This is a genomic window from Microbacterium lemovicicum (genome assembly GCF_003991875.1).
GTDB classification, from domain to species: domain Bacteria; phylum Actinomycetota; class Actinomycetes; order Actinomycetales; family Microbacteriaceae; genus Microbacterium; species Microbacterium lemovicicum.
The window spans coordinates 1,427,836-1,451,495 of the sequence record NZ_CP031423.1 but is presented as its reverse complement, the minus strand read 5'-3'; the positions used below and the strand labels follow the sequence as shown (position 1 = coordinate 1,451,495).

20 protein-coding genes and 1 tRNA gene are annotated in these 23,660 nt (G+C 71.3%); 18 read left to right on the top strand and 3 right to left on the bottom strand.

Features of this window, described 5'->3' with window-relative positions; all coding sequences use genetic code 11:
* Position 1 precedes the first annotated feature (1 nt).
* The 16 genes from fmt (at position 2) to pyk (ending at position 17,776) form a co-directional block, all read left to right on the top strand.
* Positions 2 to 922, top strand: a complete 921-nt coding sequence (gene fmt / locus CVS47_RS06740) for a methionyl-tRNA formyltransferase (RefSeq protein WP_127095415.1) — start codon at positions 2 to 4, stop codon at positions 920 to 922.
* A gap of 5 nt (positions 923 to 927) precedes the next feature.
* Positions 928 to 2,310 (top strand): RsmB/NOP family class I SAM-dependent RNA methyltransferase, encoded by a 1,383-nt coding sequence (locus CVS47_RS06735; RefSeq protein ID WP_127097229.1) that lies wholly within the window; start codon positions 928 to 930, stop codon positions 2,308 to 2,310.
* 57 nt (positions 2,311 to 2,367) lie between these two features.
* Entirely contained in the window at positions 2,368 to 3,033 is a 666-nt protein-coding gene (gene rpe, locus CVS47_RS06730; RefSeq protein ID WP_127097228.1) for a ribulose-phosphate 3-epimerase, read from the top strand.
* 45 nt (positions 3,034 to 3,078) lie between these two features.
* On the top strand, positions 3,079 to 3,342 hold the full coding sequence (locus CVS47_RS06725) for a phosphoribosyl-ATP diphosphatase (protein WP_127095414.1): 264 nt from the start codon (positions 3,079 to 3,081) through the stop codon (positions 3,340 to 3,342).
* 43 nt (positions 3,343 to 3,385) lie between these two features.
* Entirely contained in the window at positions 3,386 to 4,228 is an 843-nt protein-coding gene (hisG, locus tag CVS47_RS06720) for an ATP phosphoribosyltransferase (protein WP_127095413.1), read from the top strand.
* A 2-nt stretch (positions 4,229 to 4,230) separates the two neighbouring features.
* Positions 4,231 to 4,995: an imidazole glycerol phosphate synthase subunit HisF gene (gene hisF / locus CVS47_RS06715; protein WP_127095412.1), complete on the top strand. Its 765-nt coding sequence runs from the start codon at positions 4,231 to 4,233 to the stop codon at positions 4,993 to 4,995.
* A complete protein-coding gene (gene hisI / locus CVS47_RS06710; protein WP_127095411.1) occupies positions 4,992 to 5,351 on the top strand; it encodes a phosphoribosyl-AMP cyclohydrolase in 360 nt (119 codons plus the stop codon). Before hisF ends, hisI begins: the two co-directional genes overlap by 4 nt.
* Positions 5,348 to 5,932, top strand: coding sequence for a Trp biosynthesis-associated membrane protein (locus CVS47_RS06705; RefSeq protein WP_127095410.1), 585 nt, complete (start codon positions 5,348 to 5,350; stop codon positions 5,930 to 5,932). Before hisI ends, CVS47_RS06705 begins: the two co-directional genes overlap by 4 nt.
* Before the next feature lie 64 nt (positions 5,933 to 5,996).
* Positions 5,997 to 6,227: a DUF6704 family protein gene (locus CVS47_RS06700; protein WP_127095409.1), complete on the top strand. Its 231-nt coding sequence runs from the start codon at positions 5,997 to 5,999 to the stop codon at positions 6,225 to 6,227.
* A gap of 1 nt (position 6,228) precedes the next feature.
* Positions 6,229 to 7,038 (top strand): indole-3-glycerol phosphate synthase TrpC, encoded by an 810-nt coding sequence (gene trpC, locus CVS47_RS06695; protein WP_127095408.1) that lies wholly within the window; start codon positions 6,229 to 6,231, stop codon positions 7,036 to 7,038.
* Positions 7,035 to 8,297, top strand: a complete 1,263-nt coding sequence (gene trpB, locus CVS47_RS06690) for a tryptophan synthase subunit beta (protein ID WP_127095407.1) — start codon at positions 7,035 to 7,037, stop codon at positions 8,295 to 8,297. The genes trpC and trpB overlap by 4 nt, the downstream gene beginning before the upstream one ends.
* The gene (gene trpA, locus CVS47_RS06685; RefSeq protein ID WP_127095406.1) at positions 8,294 to 9,151 is read left to right on the top strand and encodes a tryptophan synthase subunit alpha; all 858 of its coding nucleotides are present in this window, start codon (positions 8,294 to 8,296) and stop codon (positions 9,149 to 9,151) included. Before trpB ends, trpA begins: the two co-directional genes overlap by 4 nt.
* On the top strand, positions 9,148 to 10,152 hold the full coding sequence (gene lgt, locus CVS47_RS06680; protein WP_127095405.1) for a prolipoprotein diacylglyceryl transferase: 1,005 nt from the start codon (positions 9,148 to 9,150) through the stop codon (positions 10,150 to 10,152). The genes trpA and lgt overlap by 4 nt, the downstream gene beginning before the upstream one ends.
* A gap of 67 nt (positions 10,153 to 10,219) precedes the next feature.
* Positions 10,220 to 14,806 carry a glutamate synthase large subunit gene (gene gltB / locus CVS47_RS06675; protein ID WP_127095404.1) on the top strand — a complete coding sequence of 1,529 codons (4,587 nt, stop codon included), beginning with the start codon at positions 10,220 to 10,222 and terminating at the stop codon, positions 14,804 to 14,806.
* The gene (locus tag CVS47_RS06670) at positions 14,799 to 16,265 is read left to right on the top strand and encodes a glutamate synthase subunit beta (protein WP_127095403.1); all 1,467 of its coding nucleotides are present in this window, start codon (positions 14,799 to 14,801) and stop codon (positions 16,263 to 16,265) included. Before gltB ends, CVS47_RS06670 begins: the two co-directional genes overlap by 8 nt.
* 59 nt (positions 16,266 to 16,324) lie before the next feature.
* On the top strand, positions 16,325 to 17,776 hold the full coding sequence (pyk, locus tag CVS47_RS06665; protein WP_127095402.1) for a pyruvate kinase: 1,452 nt from the start codon (positions 16,325 to 16,327) through the stop codon (positions 17,774 to 17,776).
* Positions 17,777 to 17,837: 61 nt separating this feature from the next.
* Here the strand turns inward: pyk and CVS47_RS06660 are convergent, their stop codons facing one another.
* Together CVS47_RS06660 and CVS47_RS06655 are read right to left on the bottom strand one after the other, a co-directional pair.
* On the bottom strand, positions 17,838 to 19,469 hold the full coding sequence (locus tag CVS47_RS06660) for a RecQ family ATP-dependent DNA helicase (protein WP_241240300.1): 1,632 nt from the start codon (positions 19,467 to 19,469) through the stop codon (positions 17,838 to 17,840).
* Positions 19,470 to 19,563: 94 nt separating this feature from the next.
* Positions 19,564 to 19,649, bottom strand: a tRNA-Leu gene (locus CVS47_RS06655).
* A gap of 188 nt (positions 19,650 to 19,837) precedes the next feature.
* Between CVS47_RS06655 and CVS47_RS06650 the strand changes: the two genes are divergently transcribed.
* Positions 19,838 to 20,458, top strand: coding sequence for an ANTAR domain-containing response regulator (locus tag CVS47_RS06650; protein ID WP_127095400.1), 621 nt, complete (start codon positions 19,838 to 19,840; stop codon positions 20,456 to 20,458).
* 33 nt (positions 20,459 to 20,491) lie between these two features.
* Here the strand turns inward: CVS47_RS06650 and CVS47_RS06645 are convergent, their stop codons facing one another.
* The gene (locus CVS47_RS06645; RefSeq protein ID WP_127095399.1) at positions 20,492 to 20,923 is read right to left on the bottom strand and encodes a hotdog fold thioesterase; all 432 of its coding nucleotides are present in this window, start codon (positions 20,921 to 20,923) and stop codon (positions 20,492 to 20,494) included.
* Positions 20,924 to 20,988: 65 nt separating this feature from the next.
* On the opposite strand from CVS47_RS06645, the gene polA reads away from it, so the two are divergent.
* Positions 20,989 to 23,628, top strand: coding sequence for a DNA polymerase I (gene polA, locus CVS47_RS06640; protein ID WP_127095398.1), 2,640 nt, complete (start codon positions 20,989 to 20,991; stop codon positions 23,626 to 23,628).
* The last annotated feature ends 32 nt before the right edge of the window (positions 23,629 to 23,660 follow it).

Here is a 23,660-nt window from a genome sequence, read left to right as displayed (position 1 = left end):
CATGCGCCTCGTCTTCGCCGGCACCCCCGACGCAGCCGTCCCCTCCCTGCGTGCCCTCGCCGCCTCCGCGCACGAGGTGGTCGGCGTGGTCACACGCGGCGACGCGCCGCTCGGCCGCAAGCGCGTCCTGACCCCGTCACCGGTCGCGCAGGCCGCGGAGGAGCTGGGTCTGCCCGTCATCAAGGCCGACCGACTGGATGCCGCGGCCACCGCCGCGATCGCCGCCCTGGAGCCTGAGCTCGGCGTCATCGTCGCCTACGGCGGGCTGGTCCGCGAGCCGCTGCTGTCAGCCCCCGACCACGGCTGGATCAACCTGCACTTCTCGCTGCTCCCGGCCTGGCGCGGCGCCGCACCCGTGCAGCGCGCGCTCATCGCCGGCGACCGCGTGACCGGCGCGAGCGTGTTCCAGCTCGTGCCCGAACTGGACGCGGGCGACGTGTACGGGGAGCTGCAGCATCCGATCGCCGACGGCACCACGGCCGGCGACCTCCTCGCCGCGCTGTCCGTGTCCGGCGCGACGCTGCTGGAGGAGGTCGTCGACGCGATCGCGGCGGGCACCGCCACCGCCGTGCCGCAGCGCGGCGAGCCGAGTCTCGCGCCGAAGCTGGTGCTGGAGGACGGCCGCATCCCCTGGACCGACGACGCCGAGGCCGTGCTCGCGCGGATCCACGGGGTGACCCCCGAGCCGGGTGCGTGGACGATCCTCGACGGCGCCCGCCTCAAGGTGCACCGGGCACGACGCCAGCAGGTCGCGGAGGTGCTCCCGCCCGGGCGCTTCGCCGCACCGGGGGGCGACGTGCTCGTCGGCACCGGAACCGATCCGCTGGTGCTCGAGACCGTGCAGCCGGCCGGCCGGGGCACGATGTCGGCCGCGGACTGGTGGCGGGGCCAGCGCGCCGAATCGCTGGAGGCGGACGCGTGAGCGCCGTGCAGCCGGCGCGCATCGTCGCGTACGAGACCCTGCGTGCGGTGCACGAGTCCGATGCATACGCCAACCTGCTGCTCCCGCGCGCGATCGAGCGCGCCGGTCTGAACACCGCCGACGCGGGTCTCGCGACGGAGCTGACGTACGGCACGCTGCGCCGCCAGGGCACCTACGACGCGATCATCACCGTCGCCGCCGACCGCGCCGCCGCCGACATCGATCCGCCGGTGCGCGACGCCCTGCGCCTCGGCGTGCATCAGCTGCTCTCGACCCGCGTCGCCTCGCACGCGGCGGTCAACGAGTCGGTGCAGCTCGCTCGGGATGCCGCGGGCCGGGGCGCGGCCGGATTCGTCAACGCCGTGCTCCGCCGCGTGTCCCGCGACACACCGGAGGAGTGGATGGCGCGCGTCGAGCAGCAGGCGCGCTCGGACGACGAGCGCCTCGGACTGACGACGTCGCACCCGGTGTGGGTGGTGCGCGCCTTCCGTCGCGCGCTGGCAGCCGAGGGTCGCGCCGACGAGCTGTCCGCTCTCCTGGAGTCGGACAACGCGTCGCCGAGCGTGACGATGGCGGCCCTACCGGGTCTCGCCGAGGCGCCGGCCGATGCCCGCCGGACGCCGTTCTCGCCCATCGGGTTCCGGCTCGGCGGCGGCGACCCGGAGGGCGCGATCGTCGCCTCCCAGGGCCGCGTGAGGGTGCAGGACGAGGGCTCCCAGCTCGCCGCCCTCGCCCTCAGCCGCGCCGTGCCGGTGCGCGACGGCGAGCGCTGGCTCGACCTGTGCGCCGGCCCCGGCGGCAAGACGGCGATCCTCGCCGCGGAGGCCCTCGCCGGCGGCGCGCACCTCGACGCCAACGAGATCTCCCCGACCCGCGCCGGACTGGTGCGCCGGTCGATCGCCGGCGTGCCCGCCGAGGTGGACGTGTGGGAGGAGGACGGTCGCGCGCTGGCGTCGGAGAACCCCGGCCGCTACGACCGCATCCTCGTGGACGCCCCCTGCACAGGTCTGGGAGCGCTGCGGCGCCGCCCGGAGGCGCGGTGGCGCAAGTCGCCCGCCGACGTGCCGGAGCTGACGCAGCTGCAGCGGGAGCTGCTCGAGTCCGCCGTCGTCGCCCTGCGGCCGGGCGGCATCGTGGCGTACGTGACGTGCTCGCCGCACCTCGCCGAGACGGCCGGCGTGGTCGCCGAGGTGCGCCGCTCGTTCGGCGACCAGCTCGAGGAGCTCGACACCCGCGAGGTGCTCCGCCGCGTCGCCGAGCGCGACATCGACCTGCCGGAGCCCGTCCGGGCGCCGGGGGAGACCGCAGCCCCCTCGGGCCGCGCGCAGCTGTGGCCGCATCGCCACGGCACCGACGCGATGTCGATCACCCTCCTGCGCCGGCGCTGAGACGGCCGCGACCATAATGGAGCCGTGACCCCCTCCGACGCGGCCGGCGCCAGCGACATGCGCATCAATCCCAGCATCCTCGCGGCGGACTTCGTGAACATGCAGGCCGAGCTGGCGCGCATCGCCTCCGCGGACTTCGTGCACGTCGACGTCATGGACAACCATTTCGTGCCGAACCTCACGTTCGGTCCGCAGATGGTCGAGCGCATCCAGGCCACGAGCCCGGTGCCGCTGGACGTGCACCTGATGATCGAGGACCCCGAGCGCTGGGCGCCCGGCTACGCCGAGCTCGGCGCGGCATCCGTCACCTTCCATCTCGAAGCGTCGACCGAGCCGGTCTCTCTCGCCCGTCGCCTCCGGTCGATCGGAGCGCGCGCGGGTGTCGCGATCAAGCCCGACACCCCCGTCGAGTCGCTCTTCGAGGTGCTCAACGAGTTCGACCAGATCCTCATCATGACCGTCGAGCCGGGCTTCGGCGGGCAGTCCTTCCGCCACGACACCGTCCCGAAGATCTCAGCCCTGTCGGCCGAGGCCCGCCGGCGCGGCAGCAGCGTGTGGCTGCAGGTCGACGGGGGAGTGAGCGCCTCCACGCTGGAGCACGCCGCGCGGGCGGGCGCCGACACGTTCGTCGCAGGATCCGCCGTCTTCGGCGCCGACGACCCCGACGAGGCCATCGCCACCCTGCGGGCCCTCGCGCACCGTCACTCCCACGCCCACCGCTGACCCGCCCGTCACCGTGAGCACGGCGATGCCCGGTACCCTGGCAGGGTGAAGACGTTCGACTCCCTGTTCGCCGAGCTCACCGCGAAGGCGGCCGAGCGACCCGAGGGGTCGAAGACCATCGCCGAGCTCGACGCCGGCGTGCACGCCATCGGCAAGAAGATCGTCGAGGAGGCCGCCGAGGTGTGGATGGCCGCGGAGTACGAGCCCGATGAGGCCGCAGCGGAGGAGATCTCCCAGCTGCTCTACCACCTGCAGGTGCTCATGCTCGCGAAGGGGCTGTCGCTGGAGGATGTCTACCGACATCTGTGAGCGCGCCTCCACCGCCCGGCCCACGACCCTGAAAGCCCCTCCCATGCTGCGTATCGCCGTGCCCAACAAGGGCTCGCTCGCCGAGACCGCGACCGAGATGCTCGCCGAAGCCGGCTACGTCGGCCGTCGCGACCCGAAAGACCTGCACGTCATCGACCCGGTCAACGAGGTCGAGTTCTTCTACCTGCGCCCCAAGGACATCGCCACCTACGTCGGCTCGGGCGCCCTGGACGTCGGCATCACCGGACGCGACCTGCTGAAGGACGCGCGGATGCCGGGGGCACAGGAGATCGAGGCGCTCGGCTTCGGCGGCTCGACGTTCCGCTTCGCCGGCCGCCCCGGCCGCTTCTCCGAGCTCGCCGACCTCGACGGCGTGCGCGTGGCGACCTCCTACCCGGGGCTCGTCGACGCCTTCCTCGACGCGCACGGCGTCGCGGTCGACCTCGTGCCGCTGGACGGCGCCGTCGAATCGGCCGTGCAGCTCGGCGTGGCCGACGCCGTGGCCGACGTGGTCTCCACCGGCACCACCCTGCGCCAGGCGGGCCTGGAGATCTTCGGTCCCGTGATCCTGCAGTCCGAGGCCGTCCTCATCACCGGCCCGTCGCCCGCCGAGGGCGCCGAGACGCTGCTCCGCCGCCTCCGCGGCATCATGGTGGCGCGCCGCTACGTGATGGTCGACTACGACCTCCCCGCCGACCTCGTCGACGCCGCGGTCGCCATCGCCGGCGGCGTCGAGTCGCCCACGATCTCGCCGCTGCGCGACCCCGCCTGGGTCGCCGTGCGCGTGATGGTCGCCCGCGGCGAGGTCAACCAGGTCATGGACGCCCTCTACGCGCTCGGCGCCCGGGCCATCCTGGTCACCGCGATCCACAACGCGAGGCTGTAGCGATGAGCCTCGCCTGCCGCGTCATCCCGTGTCTGGACGTCGCCGCCGGTCGCGTGGTGAAGGGCGTCAACTTCCAGAATCTGCGCGACATGGGCGACCCCGTCGAGCTCGCGCGCCTGTACTTCGAGCAGGGGGCCGACGAGCTCACCTTCCTCGACGTCACCGCGACGGTCGACGCGCGCGACACGACGTACGACGTCGTCCGGCGCACCGCCGAGCAGGTCTTCATCCCGCTCACGGTCGGCGGCGGCGTGCGCACGGCGGATGACGTCGCACGGCTGCTGGCCGTCGGCGCCGACAAGGCCGGTGTGAACTCCGCCGCGATCGCCCGCCCCGCGCTGATCGACGAGATCGCCGACCGCTTCGGCGCGCAGGTGCTCGTGCTGTCGCTCGACGTCACGCGCTCCGACGCCACCGCCTCAGGCTTCGTCGTCACCACGCACGGCGGACGCACCGAGACGACCCTCGACGCGCTCGCCTGGGCGCGGGAGGCCATCGACCGCGGCGCGGGGGAGCTGCTGGTCAACTCCATCGACGCCGACGGCACGAAGGAGGGCTTCGACCTCGAGCTCGTCGGCCTCATGCGCGAGATCTCGCACGCACCGGTGATCGCCTCCGGCGGCGCGGGCGCCGCGACGGACTTCGCCCCCGCGATCCGGGCCGGTGCGGACGCCGTGCTCGCGGCATCCGTCTTCCATTCCGGCCAGCTCACCATCGGCGAGGTCAAGGCCGCCATGATCGCCGACGGACTGGACGTGCGCGCATGAGCGACACCGTGGACGAGCGCATCGCCCGCGTCACCTTCGACGATCGCGGACTCGTCGCCGCCGTCATCCAGCAGTGGGACACGCGCGAGGTGCTGATGCTCGGATGGATGGACGCCGAGGCGCTCCGTCGCACCCTCACCAGCGGTCGCGTGACCTTCTGGTCGCGCTCGCGCCAGGAGTACTGGCGCAAGGGCGACACGTCCGGGCACATCCAGCTGGTGCGCGGCGCGCGCCTCGACTGCGACGGCGACACGGTGCTCGTCGAGGTCGACCAGGTGGGCGCGGCGTGCCACACCGGAGACCGCACCTGCTTCGACGCCGACGACCTCCGGCCCGTCGAGGGGCCGCAGCCGTGACCGCTCGCGCCCGGCTCCTCGCGGTCGTCGCCACGGCGCTGGTCGGCGCGCTGGGCGTCATCTCCTCGACGCAGACCTGGCTCACCGTCACCCTCGCCGACGGGGCCGAGCACCAGCTGCCCGTGGCCGGCGCGGCAGCCGTGCCGGTGCTGGCGCCCCTGTGCCTGGCGGTGCTCGCGCTCGGCGGGGCGCTGTCGATCGTCGGGGTGGTGCTGCGGCACGTCTTCGGCGCGCTGACGGTGCTCATCGCCGCAGCGCTCGCGATCGTGACCGTGCCGGTCGCGTTCACGCTGCCGCCGTCGGCGGTCGCCTCGACCGTCACCACGGCCACGGGCATCACCGGCGCCGACGCGGTGGCGGAGCTCGTGGAGTCCATCGCCCCCTCTCCGTGGCCGTACGTGACGGTGCTGCTGTCCGCGCTGCTGCTCGTGGTCGGGGTGTTCGTCCTCCTCACCGCGCGACGGTGGCGGGGGAGCGGACGCCGCTACGAGGCGGAGGATGCCGCGTCCGCTCCGGCGCGGCCGCGGGACGCCGTGGACAGCTGGGACGACCTCTCCCGCGGCACGGACCCGACGGGATGACACCGCTAGACTGAACAGGCGTGCGGCATGCCGCGCGGGCAACGATCCCCCTCGGAGGAAACCCATGAGCAACTCCATCGCCGACCCGGGCCACGGACACTCCCCGGCCGCCTGGACGGCCGTGATCATCATGCTCGTCGCCATCGCGATCGGCACCCTGTTCTTCGTGCTGGACATCCCGGCCGTCGTCTGGGCCTCCGCCGGTCTCGTCGTCGTGGGTCTGCTCGTCGGCTGGATCATGAAGCGCGCCGGCTACGGCGCCGGGGGCTCCAAGACCGTTCCGAAAGAGCACTGACATGCTCGCCGACCTCACGGCCGGCGCGGTGCAGGACGCAGAGGCACGGGCGTCGTCGCGCCCGACCGCAGAGGTCGAAGCAGCCGCGCTCGCGCAGCCGTCCGCGCGTGACGCCCTGGCGGCCCTCGCTCCCGCCGACCGCGTGAAGATCATCGCCGAGGTGAAGCGCGCGAGCCCCTCACGCGGCGACCTCGCCGACATCCCCGACCCCGCGCTCCAGGCGCTGCGGTACGAGGAGGGCGGCGCATCCGCCATCTCCGTGCTCACGGAGGGCCGCAAGTTCAAGGGCAGCCTCGCCGACCTCGAGGCCGTGCGCGCGGCGGTGTCCCTGCCGGTGCTGCGCAAGGACTTCATCGCCACGTCGTACCAGGTGCTGGAGGCCCGCGCGTCCGGCGCCGACCTCGTGCTCCTCATCGTCGCCGCCCTCGACCAGCCCGTGCTGGCCGAGCTGTTCGGCCTCGTCGGCCAGCTCGGCATGACCGCGCTCGTCGAGGCGCACTCGGCCGACGAGGTCGACCGGGCCGTCGACGTCGGCGCCCGGCTGATCGGCGTCAACGCCCGCGACCTCACCACGTTCGACCTCGACCGCGACCTCTTCGGTCGCGTCGCCGAGCGCATCCCCGCCGGTGTCGTCAAGGTCGCCGAGTCGGCGGTGCTCACGCCCGCCGACGTCACCCACTACCGCTCGGCCGGAGCCGACGTCGTGCTCATCGGGGAGGCGCTGGTCACCGGCGACCCCGTGGCGACGCTCCGGAGCTTCCTGGGACAGCGTTCCCCCGAGGCGTCGAGCCTTCGATCGGAGTCGAGATGACCCTCCTGCGCGAGGCCAAAGGCCCCTTCTTCGGCGAGTTCGGCGGGCGGTTCATGCCCGAGTCGCTCATCGCCGCCATCGACGAGCTCACCGCCGTCTACGAGGCGGCGATCATCGACCCGGCCTTCCAGGCCGAGCTGGCGCACCTCCTCCACAGCTACGCCGGCCGGCCGTCCGCCATCACCGAGGTGCCGCGCTTCGCGGCCCACGCCGGCGGCGGGCGCATCTTCCTCAAGCGCGAAGACCTGAACCACACCGGCTCGCACAAGATCAACAACGTGCTCGGCCAGGCGCTGCTGACCCAGCGACTCGGCAAGACCCGGGTCATCGCCGAGACCGGCGCGGGCCAGCACGGCGTGGCCACCGCCACCGCGGCCGCCCTCTTCGGCTTCGAGTGCACCATCTACATGGGCGAGGTCGACACCGAGCGCCAGGCGCTCAACGTCGCGCGCATGCGCCTCCTGGGCGCCGAGGTGGTGCCGGTCACGACCGGCAGCCGCACCCTGAAGGACGCGATCAACGAGGCGTACCGCGACTGGGTCGCAAGCGTCGACACCACGAACTACATCTTCGGCACGGCCGCGGGTCCGCACCCGTTCCCCGCGATGGTGCGCGACTTCCAGAAGATCATCGGCGAGGAGGCCCGCGCGCAGCTGCTCGAAGAGGCCGGGCGGCTTCCCGACGCGGTGTTCGCGTGCGTGGGCGGCGGCTCCAACGCCATCGGCATGTTCGACGCGTTCCTCGACGACGAGGGCGTGAAGCTCTACGGCGTGGAGGCGGCCGGCGACGGCGTCGACACCGAGCGGCATGCCGCGTCGATCGAGCGCGGCCGGCCCGGCGTGCTACACGGCGCGAAGACGTACGTGCTGCAGGACGAGGACGGCCAGACCATCGAGTCGCACTCGATCTCCGCCGGTCTCGACTACCCCGGCGTCGGACCCGAGCACTCCTGGCTCGCCTCCATCGGCCGCGCCGACTACATCCCCGCGACCGACGACGAGGCGATGCAGGCCCTGCGCCTGCTGTCCGAGACCGAGGGCATCATCCCCGCGATCGAGACCGCGCACGCGCTCGCCGGCGCTCTGCGCATCGGCCGCGAGCTCGGACCCGACGCCATCATCGCGATCTGCCTGTCCGGTCGCGGCGACAAGGACATGGACACCGCCGCGCGCTACTTCGAGCTCTACGACGCACAGCAGAGCCCGGTCGACACGCCGCCCGCCGAGGACGCCGCCAAGGGCGAGGGGACCGAGCTGTGACGTCCCGCGTCGCGGCGGCCATCGACGCGGCCCGCGCGGAGGGGCGCGGGGCCTTCGTCGCCTACCTGCCCATCGGCTACCCCGACGTCGCCACGAGCATCGAGGCGGCCGTGACCCTCGCCGAGAACGGCGCCGACGTGCTCGAGCTCGGGCCCCCGTACTCCGACCCCGTGATGGACGGCCTGGTCATCCAGGAGGCGACCCAGCAGGTGCTCGCGAGCGGCTTCCGGCTGCGCGACATGTTCCCCGCCATCCGCGAGATCACCTCCCGCGTCGACATCCCGGTCGTCGTGATGACGTACTGGAACCCGGTGCTGCAGTACGGCGTCGACCGCTACGCCGACGACCTGCTCGCCGCCGGGGGAGCGGGCCTCATCACGCCCGACATCACGCCCGAATCGGCCGCCGAGTGGATCGCCGCCAGCCGCCGCACCGGCCTGGACCGCATCTTCCTCGCCGCGCCCACCTCCAGCGACGAGCGTCTCGACCTCGTCGTGGAGAACTCCACCGGGTTCGTGTACACCGTCTCCACGATGGGCATCACGGGCGAGCGCGCCGAATTGGATGCTGCGGCCCGCACCCTCGTCGACCGCCTCCGCGCGCGCGGCGCGGAGAACGCCTGCGTCGGCATCGGGATCTCCAGCGCCGACCAGGTCGCCGGTGTGCTCGAGTACGCCGACGGCGCGATCGTCGGCACCGCCCTGGTGAAGGCGCTCCGCGACGGCGGGCTCGAGCAGCTCGCCGCGACGGCGCGCGCCCTGACCGCCGGCAAGACCGTCGACGCGGCCGCCGCCACCTCCTCCACGGGCGCACAACAGCCCGCTCCGCACTCCCAGCAAGGATCACCCTCATGATGAACGCGGCCTCCGGCGTCCTCGCCAGCATCCCCAGCCCGCCGGTCAACGAGTTCTTCCTCGGCCCGATCCCGATCCGCTACTACGCGCTGTGCATCATCGCCGGGATCATCGTCGCCGTCCTGCTCACGAACCACCGCCTCACCAAGCGCGGCGCCGAGCCGTGGGTGGTCATCGACATCGCCCTGGTGGCCGTCCCGCTCGGCATCATCGGCGCGCGCATCTTCCACGTCCTCACGCACCCGGGGTTCTACTTCGGCGCGGGCTCGAACCCGTGGAACCCGTTCGAGCCCGGCTCGGTGTGGGCCATCTGGGAGGGCGGCATCGCCATCTTCGGCGCCCTGCTCGGCGGCGCCGTCGGCGCGTGGCTCGGCTGCCGCTGGACCGGCATCCGGTTCTGGACCTTCGCCGACGCCCTGGCCCCCGGCATCCTGCTCGCCCAGGCCTTCGGCCGCTTCGGCAACTGGTTCAACCAGGAGCTCTACGGCCTGCCGACCGATCTGCCGTGGGGCCTCGAGATCGCGCCGGGCAATCCCGCGCTGCCCGTCGGCCTCGCCCCCGGCACCCTCTTCCACCCGACGTTCCTGTACGAGGTCATCTGGAACACGATGGGCGTCTGCATGCTCCTGGCGGCCGGTCACCGCTTCCGCCTGCAGTGGGGACGCCTCTTCGGTCTGTACCTCGTCTGGTACGGCGCGGGCCGCATCGTGTGGGAGTCCATCCGCATCGACCCCAGCGAGATCTACTTCGGCCTGCGCACGAACGTGTGGGCCGCCATCGTCGGCGTCATCGTCGGCCTGGCGATCTTCTTCGTGCAGCGACGGCGCCACCCCGGCATCGAGCCCTCGCCCTACGTGCCCGGACGCGAATGGTCCCCGCAGGGGACTGTACAATCGCAGGACACCGAAGACTTCGTCGACGTGAGCGCACCCCCGGTCTCCGAGGGAACCACGACCGAAGTCCGTGAGGCCACCGCCACAAGCACCGCCGCCACGAAGTAGCGCTTCCCTCCGCGAGTCCCCGGGCCGACGTCGTCCCCTCCTGACCATGAATGTGAGGACGGCTGGTATGGCACCGAGTCCCCGTCTCCCCGTCTCGTCCGCCGGCTTCGACGCCTTCCCGCCGAAGCAGGGGATGTACAACCCCGCCTTCGAGAAGGACGCCTGCGGCCTGGCGATGGTCGCCACGCTGCGCGGCACGGCCGGTCACGACATCATCGACCTGGCGCTCACCGCGCTGCGCAACCTCGAGCACCGCGGCGCCATCGGGTCCGACGCCGGCACCGGCGACGGCGCGGGCATCCTGACGCAGATGCCCGACGAGTTCCTGCGCGCGGTCGTGGAGGCGGAGCTGCCCCCCGTGGGCGAGTACGCCGCCGGCATGATCTTCCTGCCGCTCGACGCCGAGGAGCGCGCCGCGCAGAAGGACGGCATCGAGCGGATCGCAGCATCCGAGGGTCTGACGGTCCTCGCCTGGCGCGACGTGCCCACGGCGCCCGACAACCTCGGCAAGCTGGCCTACGCCGCCCGCCCCGCCTTCGAGCAGCTGTTCGTCTCGTGCCCGGCCACCGACCAGACGCCCGCGCTCTCGGGCATCGAGCTGGACCGCCGCACCTTCCGCCTGCGCAAGCGCAGCCGCACCGAGCTCGGCGCCTACTTCGTCTCGCTGTCCTCGCGCACCCTCGGCTACAAGGGCATGGTCACGACCCTGCAGCTCGAGCCGTTCTACCCCGACCTGCAGGACGAGCGCTTCGCCTCGGAGCTGGCCGTCGTGCACTCGCGCTACTCCACCAACACCTTCCCGTCGTGGCCGCTCGCGCAGCCGCTGCGCATGCTCGCGCACAACGGCGAGATCAACACCGTCAACGGCAACCGCAACTGGATGCGCGCGCGGCAGTCGCAGCTCGAGTCCGAGCTCATCGGCGACATCCGCCCGCTGCTGCCCATCTGCACCGACGGCGCCAGCGACTCCGCGTCGTTCGACGAGGTGCTCGAGCTCCTCACCCTCACCGGCCGCAGCCTGCCGCACGCGGTGATGATGATGGTGCCCGAGGCCTACGAGAAGCAGCCCGACATCGACCCGAAGGTGCGGGCGTTCTACGAGTTCCACTCCATGCAGATGGAGCCCTGGGACGGCCCGGCAGCGCTCATCTTCACGGACGGCACGCTGGTCGGCGCGACGCTCGACCGCAACGGGCTGCGCCCCGGTCGCTGGACCGAGACCACCGACGGCCTCGTCGTCATCGGCAGCGAGACCGGCGTGCTCGACATCGCCCCCGAGCGCATCAAGCGCCGCGGGCGCCTGCGCCCCGGCCGCATGTTCCTCGTCGACACCGCTCAGGGCCGCCTGATCGAAGACGACGAGATCAAGCAGCAGCTGGCCGACCTGCATCCGTGGCAGGAGTGGCTCGACACGGGACGCGTGCGCCTCGCCGACCTCCCCGAGCGCGAGCACATCGTGCACCCCATCGCCTCCATCACGCGCCGTCAGCGCACCTTCGGATACACCGAGGAGGAGGTGCGCGTGCTGCTGACCCCGATGGGCCAGAACGGCGCGGAGCCCCTCGGCGCGATGGGCAGCGACACGCCCGTGGCGGTGCTCAGCGAGCGCCCGCGCCTGCTGTTCGACTACTTCACCCAGCAGTTCGCCCAGGTCACCAACCCGCCCCTGGACTCGATCCGCGAGGAGGTCGTCACCTCGCTCGCGCTCGGTCTCGGCCCGGAGCGCAACCTGCTCGACTGGGGTCCGGAGCACACCCGCACGGTGACGCTCGACTTCCCGGTGATCGACAACGACGAGCTGGCCAAGATCCAGCACATCGACACCGCGCTGCCCGGACGCACGTCCGTGACCATCCGCGGCCTCTACCGCGTGGAAGCCGGCCACAAGGGCATGCAGAAGCGCATCACCCAGATGTGCAACGAGGTCGACCAGGCCATCGAGGACGGCGCCGAGTTCATCGTGCTCAGCGACCGCGACTCCAACAAGGACCTCGCGCCCATCCCGTCGCTGCTCATGCTGGCCGCCGTGCACCACCACCTCATCCGCCGCGAGACCCGCATGAAGGTCGGTCTGGTGGTCGAGGCCGGCGACGTCCGCGAGGTGCATCACGTCGCGACGCTGATCGGCTACGGCGCCTCCGCCGTCAACCCGTACCTGGCCATGGAGACCGCCGAGTACCTCGTGCGCGCCGGTTACATCACCGGGATCACCCCCGAGAAGGCCGTCAAGAACCTGATCTACGCGCTCGGCAAGGGCGTGCTGAAGATCATGTCGAAGATGGGCATCTCCACGGTGTCCTCGTACGCGGGCGCCCAGGTGTTCGAGGCCGTGGGCCTGTCCGACGCCTTCATCGACGCGTACTTCACCGGCACCGAGTCCAAGCTCGGCGGTGTCGGCATCGAGGTCATCGCCGCCGAGAACGCCGCGCGCCACGCGTACGCGTATCCCGAGGATGCTGCGGCGAGGGCGCACGAGCGACTGTGGACCGGCGGCGAGTACCAATGGCGCCGCGACGGATCGCCGCACCTCTTCAACCCCGACACCGTCTTCCGGCTGCAGCACTCCACGCGCGCGCGCCGCTACGACATCTTCCGCGAGTACACGAAGCTCGTGGACGACCAGGCCAACGAGCTGAAGACCCTCCGCGGACTCTTCCGCCTGCGCACCGACGGCCGCCACCCGGTGCCCCTCGACGAGGTCGAGTCGGTGGCCTCGATCGTCAAGCGCTTCTCCACCGGCGCGATGAGCTACGGCTCCATCTCGCAGGAGGCCCACGAGGTGCTGGCCGTGGCGATGAACTCCATCGGCGCGAAGTCGAACACCGGCGAGGGCGGCGAGGACGTCGACCGCCTGCTCGACCCGGTGCGCCGCAGCGCGATCAAGCAGGTCGCGTCGGGCCGATTCGGCGTCACGAGCCTGTACCTCACGCAGGCCGACGACATCCAGATCAAGCTCGCTCAGGGCGCCAAGCCCGGCGAGGGCGGTCAGCTGCCACCGACCAAGGTGTACCCGTGGGTGGCGCGCACGCGTCACGCGACCGCGGGCGTCGGGCTGATCTCGCCCCCGCCGCACCACGACATCTACTCGATCGAAGACCTCAAGCAGCTGATCTTCGACCTCAAGCGCTCCAACCCGAAGGCCCGCGTGCACACCAAGCTGGTGAGCCAGTCGGGCATCGGCGCGGTCGCGGCGGGTGTCGCGAAGGCGCTGAGCGACGTCATCCTCGTCTCCGGCCACGACGGCGGAACGGGCGCGAGCCCGCTGAACTCGCTCAAGCACGCGGGCACGCCGTGGGAGCTCGGTCTGGCCGAGACGCAGCAGACCCTGATGCTCAACGGCATGCGCGACCGCGTCGTGGTGCAGGTCGACGGCCAGCTCAAGACGGGCCGCGACGTCATCATCGGCGCGCTGCTGGGCGCCGAGGAATTCGGCTTCGCCACCGCACCGCTCGTCGTCTCGGGCTGCATCATGATGCGCGTCTGCCATCTCGACACCTGCCCGGTGGGCGTCGCGACGCAGAACCCCGTGCTGCGCGAGCGCTTCACCGGCAAGCCCGAGTTCATCGTGACCTTCATGGAGTACATCGCCGAGGAGGTGCGGGAGTACCTCGCCGCGCTCGGCTTCCGCTCCCTCGACGAGGCGATCGGCCACAACGAGCTCCTCGACATCGGCGGCGCCGTGGAGCACTGGAAGACGAGCGGGCTCGACCTGAGTCCGATCCTCGAGGGCCCGGCCTTCGCCGACGACGTCCCGCGTCGCAATCTGCGCGGGCAGCTGCACGAGCTGGAGGAGCACTTCGACGTGGGTCTCATCGAGCGTGCGCAGCACGTCATCGACCACGGCGGCTCCGTGACCATCGACCTGCCGATCCGCAACACCGAGCGTGCCGTGGGCACCATGCTCGGCAACCGCGTGACGCTGGCGCACGGGCAGAACGGTCTGCCGTCGGGCTCGATCACGGTCAACCTCACCGGCTCGGCCGGGCAGTCGCTCGGCGCGTTCATGCCCGCCGGCATCACGCTGCGACTCGAGGGCGACTCGAACGACTACGTCGGCAAGGGCCTGTCGGGCGGTCAGATCGTCGTCCGCCCGCCGCGTGCCGCCACCTTCGACGCCTCGCAGAACGTCATCGCGGGCAACGTCATCGGCTACGGTGCCACGCAGGGCACCATGTTCCTGCGCGGCGTCGTGGGGGAGCGGTTCTTCGTCCGCAACTCCGGCGCGACCGCGGTCGTCGAGGGCGTGGGCGACCACGCGCTCGAGTACATGACGGGCGGCCTGGCGGTCATCCTCGGCGACACCGGGCGCAACCTCGGCGCCGGCATGTCCGGCGGCACCGCCTACGTGTACCGGCTCGACCCCGCCAAGGTGAACCGTGAGGCGCTCGCCGCCGGCGAACTGGTGCTCGGCGAGCTCGGCGCGGGTGACGCGGAGATCCTCCGCGACCTGCTGGAGCGCCACGTCGCCGAGACCGACTCGGAGCTCGCCGCCGGGCTGCTCCGCGACTTCGACGCACAGCTGGCGTCGTTCACACGAGTGCTGCCGCGCGACTACGCGGCCGTGCTGGAGACCCGACAGACCGCGCTCGCCGAGGGGCTCGACCCCGACGGCGACGTCGTCTGGAGCCGCATCCTGGAGGTGACCGGTGGCTGATCCCAAAGGCTTCCTGAAGACCACGGAGCGCGAGCTCCCGCCCCGTCGGCCCGTTCCCGTCCGCATCATGGACTGGCGCGAGGTGTACGAGAACGTCGACGGCGCGGTCATCCGCCGCCAGGCCGGGCGCTGCATGGACTGCGGCATCCCGTTCTGCCACAAGGGCTGCCCGCTGGGGAACCTCATCCCCGAGTGGAACGACCTCACGTGGCGCGGCGAGGGCCGGTCGGCCATCGAGCGTCTGCACGCGACGAACAACTTCCCGGAGTTCACCGGGCGGCTGTGCCCCGCGCCGTGCGAGAGCTCCTGCGTGCTCGGCATCAACCAGCCCGCCGTCACGATCAAGCAGATCGAGGTCTCGATCATCGACGAGGCCTTCGCCAACGGCTGGGTCGAGGCGGAGCCCCCCGGGCGCCTGACCGGCAAGACGGTCGCCGTCGTCGGGTCGGGCCCCGCCGGTCTCGCGGCCGCACAGCAGCTGACCCGCGCCGGCCACACGGTCGCGGTCTACGAGCGTGACGACCGCATCGGCGGCCTCATGCGCTACGGCATCCCCGACTTCAAGATGGAGAAGCGACAGCTCGAGCTGCGGCTCAAGCAGATGCGCGACGAGGGCACCCGCTTCCGGGCGGGCGTCGAGATCGGCGTCGACATCGCGTGGGACGACCTGCGCAACCGCTACGACGCCGTCGTGGTGGCCACGGGCGCCACGGTGCCGCGAGAACTGCCCATCCCGGGGCGCGACCTCGCGGGCATCCACTTCGCCATGGAGTACCTGACGGAGTCGAACAAGGCGACCGCCGGCGACCGCGTGCCCAACCAGATCACCGCGGAGGGCAAGCACGTCGTCGTCATCGGCGGCGGCGACACCGGCGCGGACTGCATCGGCACCGCGCACCGGCAGGGCGCGCTGAGCGTCACCAACCTCGCCATCGGCACGCAGCCGCCGGAGGAGCGCCCCGAGCACCAGCCGTGGCCGATGACCCCGACGCTGTTCGAGGTCGCGTCCGCGCACGAGGAGGGCGGGGAGCGCACCTACCTCGCCTCCACCGTCGAGTTCCTCGGCAACGACGGCGGCGAGGTCCGCGCGCTGCGCGTGGCCGAGACCGCGTTCGTCGACGGCCGCCGCGTGCCCCGCAGCGGCACGGAGCGCGAGATCCCCGCCGACCTGATCCTCATCGCGATGGGCTTCACCGGCCCGGAGCAGGAGTCGGTCGCCGCGCAGCTGTCGGCGCAGTTCACCGACCGCGGCAACATCGCCCGCGCGGACGACTACCAGACCTCGTCGCCGGGCGTCTTCGTCGCCGGCGACGCCGGCCGCGGACAGTCGCTCATCGTATGGGCCATCGCCGAGGGCCGCGCGGTCGCCGCGAGCGTCGACGAGTACCTCATGGGCGAGACCGCCCTGCCCGCCCCCGTGCGTCCGCACGATGTCGCGATCGGTCTGCTGCCCGCGTAGTCTGGCTCACGTCGATCGACACCCCCCCACCCCCTTCCCGAAACCCGGAGAACATACGGATGAGACGCGCCAAGATCGTCGCCACGCTCGGGCCCGCCACCTCGTCATATGACCAGGTACGAGCCATCATCGATGCCGGCGTCGACGTCGCCCGCCTGAACCTCAGCCACGGCGACTACTCGGTCCACGAGGCCAACTTCGCCAACGTCCGCAAGGCTGCCGACGACGCGGGTCGCCCCGTCGCCGTCCTGGTCGACCTGCAGGGTCCGAAGATCCGCCTCGGCAAGTTCGAGAACGGACCGCACGACCTCGCCGCCGGCGACATCTTCAAGATCACCACCGAGGAGATCCTCGGCACGAAGGAGATCGTCGGCACGACCTTCAAGGGCCTGCCGAACGACGTGAAGCCCGGCGACTTCCTCCTCATCGACGACGGCAAGGTGCGCGTGGAGGTCGTCGAGACCGACGGCACGGTCGTCACCACCCGCGTCATCGTGGGCGGACCGGTGTCCAACAACAAGGGCATCAACCTCCCCGGCGTGGCCGTCAACGTCCCGGCGCTCAGCCAGAAGGACGAGGACGACCTCCGCTGGGGCCTGAACATCGGAGCGGACCTCATCGCGCTGTCGTTCGTGCGCGACGCGAAAGACGTCCAGCGCGTGCACGTCATCATGGCGGAGGAGGGGCGTCACGTCCCGGTCATCGCCAAGATCGAGAAGCCGCAGGCGGTCGACAACCTCGAGCAGATCATCGACGCCTTCGACGGCATCATGGTCGCCCGCGGCGACCTCGGCGTCGAGCTGCCCCTCGAGGCCGTGCCCATCGTGCAGAAGCGCGCCGTGGAGCTCTGCCGCCGCATGGCCAAGCCCGTCATCGTCGCCACACAGATGCTCGAGTCCATGATCGAGAACCCGGTGCCCACCCGCGCCGAGACCAGCGACGTCGCCAACGCCGTCCTCGACGGCGCGGACGCGGTCATGCTCTCGGGCGAGACCAGCGTCGGCAAGTACCCGGTCGTCGTGGTCGAGACCATGGCCCGCATCGTGGACTCGACGGAGGAGCACGGCCTGGAGCGCATCCAGCCCCTCACCACCAAGCCCCGCACGCAGGGCGGCGCGATCACGCTGGCCGCGCTCGAGGTGGCCGACTTCGTCGACGCCAAGTTCCTCTGCATCTTCACGGAGTCGGGCGACACCGCGCGTCGCATGTCGCGCCTGCGGCCGCGCATCCCCATGATCGGGTTCACCCCCGACCCGGCCATCCGCCGCCGCATGGCGCTGACCTGGGGCGTGAAGTCGACGCTGGTGGAGCACGTCGTGCACACCGACCGCATGTTCATCCAGGTCGACGACTACTTCCTCTCCAACGACCTGGCGAAGGTCGGAGACAAGGTCGTGGTGATCTCCGGATCCCCTCCCGGAATCATCGGCTCGACCAACGACATCCGCATCCACAAGATCGGCGACGCCCTGCACGGCAAGGCGCCGATCTACCAGGCGGTGCAGCAGTAGGCACAGCCTCCCTGCGACGGCGACGGCCGCGTTCCTCCGGGAACGCGGCCGTCGCCCGTCCTCACGCCACTCGTCGCAGCAGGTCGCCCTCCTGCACCACGTCCAGGGCGAGCACCTTGTACCCCTCCGACGGGAAGAACACGGTCAGGCGGTCGGGGTCCACCTCCACGACGCTGCCCTCGCCCCACGCCGCGTGGCGCACCGTCGAGCCCGACGGGAACGGGGCGGTCGCGGCATCCAGCTCCTCCTCGTGCACCGACGCGGTGCCGGCCCGGCACGTGTCGCAGCGCCCGCAGGGCTCGTCGAGCTCGTCACCGAAATACGACAGCAGCACGCGGCGCCGGCAGTCCCGCGTCTCGGCGTAGCGGCGCATGACCTCGAGCCGCGACACCTCGATGCGCTCCCGCCGATCGGAGGCCTCCACGGAGCGCGCGACGACCTGACGCGTGGTGAGTGCGCCGACCGCCTCGATGCCCGCCCGCGTCACGCGCACCGCGCCCGCCTCGACGAGGAGGTTCACGATCCCCGTGATCGCTCGGGACGACACCCGCACCGCCAGGGCCAGCGCAGCGGCGCGGATCGGCGCACCGGCGGCCACGACCGCCTTGTACGCGGCCCGCAGGCGGGCCTGGTCGACGGTGCGGGAGGTGAAGTACTTCCGGATGCCGAGGTCTTCGGAGCGGTAGAACAGCACGGCCCGCGCAGCCTCGCCGTCGCGTCCGGCGCGACCGACCTCCTGGTAGTAGGCGTCGAGCGACTCGGGGACCGAGGCGTGCACGACGAAGCGGACGTCGGGCTTGTCGATGCCCATCCCGAACGCGCTGGTGGCGACGACCACATCGACGTCACCGACGTGGAACGCCTCCTGCACCGTGCGACGGTCCTTCGCCGGAAGCCCGGCGTGATAGGCGAGGGAGCGGATGCCGCGCTCGGCCAGCGCGGAGGCGTACTCCTCGGCATCGCGCCGCGTGGCCGCGTAGACGAGTCCGCAGCCGTCGAGCACCGCCACGAGGTCGAGCAGATGCTGCCGCTTCTCGGGCTCGTCGGCGTGCCGGCGCACCTCGAGGTCGATGTGGGGGCGGTCGACGCCCTGCACCACGAGCAGCGGGTCCTCGAGCGACAGGCGCCGGACGATCTCCTCGCGCACCGGCTCGGCCGCCGTCGCGGTGAGCGCCACGGTCGGCGGTCCGCCGAGCCGCTCGCGCGCGTCGCCGAGCCGCAGGTAGTCGGGCCGGAAGTCGTGACCCCAGGAGGCCACGCAGTGGGCCTCGTCGACGACGAGCAGACCCACGTCGAGGCCGGCGAGCCGGTCGAGCACCTCGTCCTTCGCCAGCTGCTCGGGCGCGAGGAAGAGGAACCTGATGCCGCCCGACTCGGCCTGCGCCCAGGCATCCTCGATCGCCCGCGCGCCGAGCGACGAGTTGACCGCCGCGCCCCGCGGGGCGGCCGGCGCCGCGGACAGCTGCTCGAGCTGGTCCGTCTGCAGCGCGATGAGGGGCGAGACGACCAGCGTCAGCCCGTCGCGCAGCGCTCCGGCGAGCTGGTACACCGCGGACTTCCCGGCGCCGGTCGGCATCACCGCGACGACATCGCGGCCTTCCAGCAGCGCCTCGACGCTGCGCCGCTGCCCGTCCCGCACCGATTCCCACCCGAACAGCTCGCTCGCCGCCCGGTCGATCCTGTCTGCGCCCAACGCGTCCTCCGCTCGATGAGCACTCAGTCTCATCGAGCCTCCGGACACCGTCCGCAGGGATTGACAGGGCGGAGAAGATGGTCATCCGCCAGCGTGGTACCGGTGGTGGGACTCGAACCCACATGCCCTCACGGACAACCGATTTTGAGTCGGTCGCGTCTGCCATTCCGCCACACCGGCCCGCACACTCGCGGAACGACCCTACCGCAGAGACGTGCGCCGCCCCGGGTTCAGCCTCCGGACGGCCGCTCGGCGACGATCGTCACGGTCACCGGTCGAGGGTACCGCTGCGCCGCTCCGCCGCCCCTGCGATGCACCGCCGAAGGGTCCGTTGGGATGTCGCGCCTCTGTGGCCGTAGGATTCAATCGTGACTGACGAACAGCCGACGGCAGAATCCTCCTCCACCGCCCCTCGTCGCGTGGTGGTGGCCGAGGACGAATCGCTGATCCGTCTCGACATCGTCGAGATCCTCCGCGACAACGGCTTCGACGTGGTCGGGGAGGCCGGTGACGGCGAGACCGCCGTGCAGCTGGCCACCGAGCTCCGCCCGGACCTCGTCATCATGGACGTCAAGATGCCTCAGCTCGACGGCATCTCCGCGGCCGAGAAGCTCAGCAAGAACCACATCGCGCCCGTCGTGCTCCTCACCGCCTTCAGCCAGAAGGAGCTCGTGGAGCGTGCGAGCGAGGCCGGCGCGCTGGCGTACGTCGTGAAGCCCTTCACGCCGAATGACCTCCTGCCCGCGATCGAGATCGCACTGGCCCGCTACGAGCAGATCATCACGCTCGAGGCCGAGGTCGCCGACATGGTCGAGCGCTTCGAGACCCGCAAGCTCGTCGATCGGGCCAAGGGCCTTCTCAACGAGAAGATGGGTCTGAGCGAGCCCGAGGCCTTCCGCTGGATCCAGAAGGCGTCGATGGACCGCCGTCTCACGATGCAGGACGTCGCCAAGGCGATCATCGAGCAGCTCGCTCCGAAGAAGGCCTGACACCTCTCGAGAACCGGATGCCGCGGCATCCGGTCAGCGCGTGGGCGCGTCCTTGATCAGGTTCGTGATGCGGATCGTGCTGCACCGGCGACCCTGATCGTCGGAACAGACGATCTCGTGCACCGTCATGCTGCGCCCGAGGTGGATCGGCGTGCACACGCCCGTCACGAGGCCCGACGTCGCCGACCGGGTGTGCGTCGCGTTGATGTCCACGCCCACGGCGAGCCGCCCGGGGCCGGCGTGCAGATTGGCCGCCATGGAGCCGAGCGATTCGCCCAGCACGACGTAGGCACCGCCGTGCAGGAGCCCCACCGGCTGGGTGTTCCCCTCGACCGGCATGGTGGCGACGCAGCGCTCCAGGGTGAACTCCACCCACTGGAAGCCCATCTTCTCGGCGAGGGTGCCCATGCCGCGACGGGCCGCCCACTCGAGTCCGTTCATGTCGGCGGGGGGCTGGTCGCTCATAGGTCGCTCGTAGGTCGCTCTCGACGTCGGGATTCGCTGTCGGCACCGCTGGCTAGGCTGGGACGGTGACGGATCCTTCGAAGCCTACCCTTCTGGTCGTCGACGGCCACTCGCTGGCCTACCGGGCGTTCTACGCCCTCCCGGTCGACAACTTCTCCACCAAGGACGGGCAGCACACCAACGGGATCTACGGGTTCCTCGCGATGCTGATCAACCTCATCAAGGCCGAGAAGCCGACGCACATGGCGGTCGCCTTCGACACGTCGCGGCAGTCGTTCCGCACGCGCGCCTACACGGAGTACAAGGCGAACCGCTCGGAGACGCCGAAGGAGTTCCAGGGCCAGATCCCGCTCCTGAAGGACTGCCTCGCGGCGATGAGCATCCACGTGCTGGCGAAGGAGGACTTCGAGGCCGACGACATCCTCGCCACTCTCGCGACGCAGGGTGCAGAGGCCGGCTACGACGTGCTGGTCTGCTCCGGCGACCGCGACACCATTCAGCTCGTCAACGACCGCGTCACGCTGCTCTACCCGAACGTGCAGGGCGTCTCGCAGTTGAAGCGCTACGACGCGGCGGCCGTGCGCGAGCGGTACGGCGTGGAGCCGGAGCAGTATCCCGACATCGCCGCCCTGGTCGGCGAGACCAGCGACAACCTCCCCGGCGTGCCGAAGGTGGGGGAGAAGACCGCCGTCAAGTGGCTGAACCAGTTCGGCTCGCTCGAGGCGCTGCTCGAGAACGCCGACAAGGTGACCGGCGTCGTGGGCAACAACCTCAGAGAGCACATCGACGACGTGCGCCGCAACCGCACCCTGAACCGCCTGCTCACCGACGTCGAGCTGCCGGTCACGCCCGAGCAGCTCGAGGTGCAGCCGATCGACGCGCAGGCCGTGCGCGAGATCTTCGCCCAGCTCGAGTTCCGCACGCTGCTGCCCCGTGTCTTCGAGGCGGCGGGAATCGACCAGGCGATGGCCGCGCAGCGGTCCGCCCCCGGGCAGGCCGCCCCCGCACCGGCCGAGCCGACGCCGGCCGACCTCGTCCGCTGGGTCGAGGAGGCCGAGGGCGAGGTGGCCGTCACCCTCACCACTCACAGCGGCCACCCGCAGCGCATCGGCCTGGCCGTGCCCACCGCGGTGGTCGAAGCCGAGTGGAGCGACGAGCTCGCCGCGGCCCTCCGCCCCTGGCTCGAGTCGGACGCCCCCAAGGTGTTCACCGACGCGAAGGTGCAGGTCAAGGCGCTCCGCCGCGAGGGCGTGCGCCTCGACGGTCTCGTCTTCGACACGATCCTCGCGGGCTGGCTGCAGCGTCCGAGCTTCCCCGACAAAACGCTCGCCGACCTCGTCGACCGCTACCTCGGCGAGAAGCTCCCCGAGGCCGACCCGCAGCAGCTCGTGCCCGAAGACGACGGCGCCTCCATCGGACAGCTCTCCTGGTACACCCTCCGCGTCGCCGAGGCGCAGCGTGCCGAGCTCGCCGACTCCGTGGCATCCGTGCTCCGCGACATCGAGCTGCCGACGCTGCAGACCCTCGCCGACATGGAGCTCGCGGGCGTCGCCGTCTCCCACGAGAAGCTGTCCGGCTTCTCCGCCGAGCTGGCCGCGCGCGCCGACGCGATCGCGCAGGACGCCTACGCCGCCATCGGCCGCGAGGTCAACCTCGGTTCACCCAAGCAGCTGCAGGAGGTGCTCTTCGAGGAGCTGGCGCTGCCGAAGACCCGCAAGACGAAGACCGGATACTCGACGGATGCCGCCGTCCTGGCCGATCTGCAGGAGAGCAGCCCGCACCCGTTCCTGAACCTGCTGCTGCAGCACCGCGAGGCCACGAAGCTCCGTCAGATCATCGAGTCGCTCGACACCGCCATCGTCGCCGACGGGCGCATCCGCACGACCTACGTGCAGACGGGCAGCCAGACCGGCCGGCTCTCGAGCACCGACCCCAACCTGCAGAACATCCCGATCCGCAACGAGGAGAGCCGCCGCATCCGCTCGGCCTTCGAGGTCGGCGAGGGCTACGAGGCGCTGCTGACGGCCGACTACTCGCAGATCGAGATGCGCATCATGGCGCACCTGTCGGAAGACCCGGGGCTCATCGAGGCCTTCAACTCGGGAGAGGACACGCACCGCTTCGTCGGCTCTCGCGTCTTCAACGTCGACCCCGCCGACGTCACGGCGCCCATGCGCACGAAGGTGAAGGCGATGTCGTACGGCCTCGTCTACGGCCTCTCGGCGTTCGGGCTGTCGAAGCAGCTGCGCATCGACCAGTCCGAGGCGAAGCAGCTCATGATGGAGTACTTCTCGCGCTTCGGGGCGGTGCGCGACTACCTGCGCTCGTCGGTCGAGCAGGCGCGCATCGACGGCTACACCGAGACGATCTTCGGGCGCCGCCGTCCGTTCCCCGACCTCACCAGCCCCAACCGGGTGCTGCGCGAGAACGCCGAGCGTGCCGCGCTGAACGCCCCCATCCAGGGCAGCGCCGCCGACATCATGAAGGTCGCGCTGTTCAACATCCACCGGGAGTTCACCGCGCAGCAGCTGTCGTCGCGCGTGCTGCTGCAGATCCACGATGAGCTCGTCGTGGAGGTCGCGCCGGGGGAGTGGGATGCCACGGAGCGCATCGTGCGCGACCGGATGGGCGATGCCGCGTCGCTCACCGTCCCGCTCGACGTGCAGATCGGCCGCGGCGCGGACTGGAACGAAGCCGGGCACTGACCCGATTGTCGCGGGCCGGGCGCGCTCCTAGG

Coding starts and splice junctions, on each gene's coding strand:
- fmt (WP_127095415.1), top strand. CDS start 2: ATGCGCCTCGTCTTCGCCGGCACCCCCGACGCAGCCGTCCCCTCCCTG.
- rpe (WP_127097228.1), top strand. CDS start 2,368: ATGCGCATCAATCCCAGCATCCTCGCGGCGGACTTCGTGAACATGCAG.
- hisG (WP_127095413.1), top strand. CDS start 3,386: ATGCTGCGTATCGCCGTGCCCAACAAGGGCTCGCTCGCCGAGACCGCG.
- hisF (WP_127095412.1), top strand. CDS start 4,231: ATGAGCCTCGCCTGCCGCGTCATCCCGTGTCTGGACGTCGCCGCCGGT.
- hisI (WP_127095411.1), top strand. CDS start 4,992: ATGAGCGACACCGTGGACGAGCGCATCGCCCGCGTCACCTTCGACGAT.
- CVS47_RS06700 (WP_127095409.1), top strand. CDS start 5,997: ATGAGCAACTCCATCGCCGACCCGGGCCACGGACACTCCCCGGCCGCC.
- trpC (WP_127095408.1), top strand. CDS start 6,229: ATGCTCGCCGACCTCACGGCCGGCGCGGTGCAGGACGCAGAGGCACGG.
- trpB (WP_127095407.1), top strand. CDS start 7,035: ATGACCCTCCTGCGCGAGGCCAAAGGCCCCTTCTTCGGCGAGTTCGGC.
- lgt (WP_127095405.1), top strand. CDS start 9,148: ATGATGAACGCGGCCTCCGGCGTCCTCGCCAGCATCCCCAGCCCGCCG.
- gltB (WP_127095404.1), top strand. CDS start 10,220: ATGGCACCGAGTCCCCGTCTCCCCGTCTCGTCCGCCGGCTTCGACGCC.
- pyk (WP_127095402.1), top strand. CDS start 16,325: ATGAGACGCGCCAAGATCGTCGCCACGCTCGGGCCCGCCACCTCGTCA.
- CVS47_RS06645 (WP_127095399.1), bottom strand. CDS start 20,923: ATGAGCGACCAGCCCCCCGCCGACATGAACGGACTCGAGTGGGCGGCC.